This is a genomic window from Mycobacterium shunyiense (genome assembly GCF_058270035.1).
In genome coordinates this window covers 1-3383 of sequence record NZ_JBZDPT010000028.1, presented here as the reverse complement: position 1 = coordinate 3383, position 3383 = coordinate 1, and the positions used below count along the sequence as shown (strand labels likewise).

At 55.1% G+C, this 3383-nt stretch carries 1 rRNA gene; it reads left to right on the top strand.

The features are described from left to right. Positions 1-214 precede the first annotated feature (214 nt). A 23S ribosomal RNA gene (locus AC4ELS_RS17100) occupies positions 215-3339 on the top strand. Positions 3340-3383: the final 44 nt, after the last annotated feature.

Sequence of the window (3383 nt, the reverse complement as noted above, 5' to 3'; positions counted from 1 at the left end):
GTGCCCCTTTCGGGGGGTGGCTCCCGGTTGCGGGTGTCGGCGTGTTGTTGCCTCACTTTGGTGGTGGGGTGTGGTGTTTGATTTGTGGATAGTGGTTGCGAGCATCTAGCACGCGAATACGTGAGGCTCTCACCGCCTGTATGGGTGGTGTGGGCCAGTGTTTGTGTGCGATTGATGTGCAATTTCTTTTGAAACTCATTTTTTGGTTTTTGTGTTGTAAGTGTTTAAGGGCGCATGGTGGATGCCTTGGCACTGGGAGCCGATGAAGGACGTTGGAGGCTGCGATATGCCTCGGGGAGCTGCCAACCGAGCGTTGATCCGAGGATGTCCGAATGGGGAAACCCAGCACGAGTGATGTCGTGTTACCCACTACTGAATACATAGGTAGTGGGGGGGAACGCGGGGAAGTGAAACATCTCAGTACCCGTAGGAAGAGAAAACAAAAGTGATTCCGTGAGTAGTGGCGAGCGAAAGCGGAGGATGGCTAAACCGTATGCATGTGATACCGGGTAGGGGTTGTGTGTGCGGGGTTGTGGGACCTGTTTTTCCAGTTCTACCTGGCTGGAGGGTAGTTAGAAAATGTCGTGGTTAACGGAAGTGGTTTGGGATGACCTGCCGTAGACGGTGAGAGCCCGGTACGTGAAAACCTGACATCTGCCTTGAACAGTGTTCCCGAGTAGCAGCGGGCCCGTGAAATCTGCTGTGAATCTGCCGGGACCACCCGGTAAGCCTGAATACTTCCCAGTGACCGATAGCGGATTAGTACCGTGAGGGAATGGTGAAAAGTACCCCGGGAGGGGAGTGAAATAGTACCTGAAACCGTGCGCTTACAATCCGTCAGAGCCTTCGACTTTGTCGTGGGGTGATGGCGTGCCTTTTGAAGAATGAGCCTGCGAGTCAGGGACATGTCGCGAGGTTAACCCGTGTGGGGTAGCCGCAGCGAAAGCGAGTCTGAATAGGGCGTATCCACACAACAGTGTGTGGTGTAGTGGTGTGTTCTGGACCCGAAGCGGAGTGATCTACCCATGGCCAGGGTGAAGCGCGGGTAAGACCGCGTGGAGGCCCGAACCCACTTAGGTTGAAGACTGAGGGGATGAGCTGTGGGTAGGGGTGAAAGGCCAATCAAACTCCGTGATAGCTGGTTCTCCCCGAAATGCATTTAGGTGCAGCGTCACATGTTTCTTGTTGGAGGTAGAGCTACTGGATGGCCGATGGGCCCCACAGGGTTACTGACGTCAGCCAAACTCCGAATGCCGACAAGTCCAAGAATGTGGCAGTGAGACGGCGGGGGATAAGCTCCGTGCGTCGAGAGGGAAACAGCCCAGATCGCCGGCTAAGGCCCCTAAGCGTGTACTAAGTGGAAAAGGATGTGCAGTCGCGAAGACAACCAGGAGGTTGGCTTAGAAGCAGCCACCCTTGAAAGAGTGCGTAATAGCTCACTGGTCAAGTGATTGTGCGCCGATAATGTAGCGGGGCTCAAGTACACCGCCGAAGCCGCGGCAACGTATTTATACGTTGGGTAGGGGAGCGTCCTGCATCCGGTGAAGCAGCAGAGTGATCTAGCTGTGGAGGGTGTGGGAGTGAGAATGCAGGCATGAGTAGCGAATAGGCAAGTGAGAACCTTGCCCGCCGAAAGACCAAGGGTTCCTGGGCCAGGCCAGTCCTCCCAGGGTGAGTCGGGACCTAAGGCGAGGCCGACAGGCGTAGTCGATGGACAACGGGTTGATATTCCCGTACCCGTGTATGTGCGTCCATGATGAATCCATTGTGCTAACCATCCAAAACCGTCGTGACCGATCCCTTCGGGGTGAGGCGTTGACGGGGCTGCGTGGGACCCCGGTGGGTAGTAGTCAAGCGATGGGGTGACGCAGGAAGGTAGCCGTACCAGTCAGTGGTTGTACTGGGGTAAGCCGGTAGGGAGAAACGTAGGCAAATCCGCGTTTCATATTCCTGAGAGGTGATGCATAGCCGTTTGAGGCGAATTCGGTGATCCTATGCTGCCAAGAAAAGCCTCTAGCGAGGACATACACGGCCCGTACCCCAAACCAACACAGGTGGTCAGGTAGAGAATACTAAGGCGTACGAGTGAACTATGGTTAAGGAACTCGGCAAAATGCCCCCGTAACTTCGGGAGAAGGGGGACCCCCATATCGTCAAGGCTTTTGCGGCCGGCAGCGGGAGGGGGTGGCACAAACCAGTGAGAAGCGACTGTTTACTAAAAACACAGGTCCGTGCGAAGTCGCAAGACGATGTATACGGACTGACGCCTGCCCGGTGCTGGAAGGTTAAGAGGACCTGTTAACCCTTCGGGGTGAAGCAGAGAATTTAAGCCCCAGTAAACGGCGGTGGTAACTATAACCATCCTAAGGTAGCGAAATTCCTTGTCGGGTAAGTTCCGACCTGCACGAATGGCGTAACGACTTCTCAACTGTCTCAACCATAGACTCGGCGAAATTGCACTACGAGTAAAGATGCTCGTTACGCGCGGCAGGACGAAAAGACCCCGGGACCTTCACTACAACTTGGTATTGGTGCTCGATACGGTTTGTGTAGGATAGGTGGGAGACTGTGAAATTCACACGCCAGTGTGGGTGGAGTCGTTGTTGAAATACCACTCTGATCGTATTGGGCCTCTAACCTCGGACCGTATATCCGGTTCAGGGACAGTGCCTGGTGGGTAGTTTAACTGGGGCGGTTGCCTCCCAAAATGTAACGGAGGCGCCCAAAGGTTCCCTCAACCTGGACGGCAATCAGGTGTTGAGTGTAAGTGCACAAGGGAGCTTGACTGCGAGACGTACATGTCGAGCAGGGACGAAAGTCGGGACTAGTGATCCGGCACCTCTGAGTGGAAGGGGTGTCGCTCAACGGATAAAAGGTACCCCGGGGATAACAGGCTGATCTTCCCCAAGAGTCCATATCGACGGGATGGTTTGGCACCTCGATGTCGGCTCGTCGCATCCTGGGGCTGGAGCAGGTCCCAAGGGTTGGGCTGTTCGCCCATTAAAGCGGCACGCGAGCTGGGTTTAGAACGTCGTGAGACAGTTCGGTCTCTATCCGCCGCGCGCGTCAGAAGCTTGAGGAAATCTGTCCCTAGTACGAGAGGACCGGGACGGACGAACCTCTGGTGTACCAGTTGTTCCACCAGGAGCACGGCTGGATAGCCACGTTCGGACAGGATAACCGCTGAAAGCATCTAAGCGGGAAACCCCCTCCAAGACCAGGCTTCTCACCCTTTTAGAGGGATAAGGCCCCCCGCAGACCACGGGATTGATAGGTCAGACCTGGAAGCCCAGTAATGGGTGAAGGGAACTGGCACTAACCGGCCGAAAACTTACAACAACCAACAAACACCAAATGTTTGATGGGTTTCAGTAAGACGCACA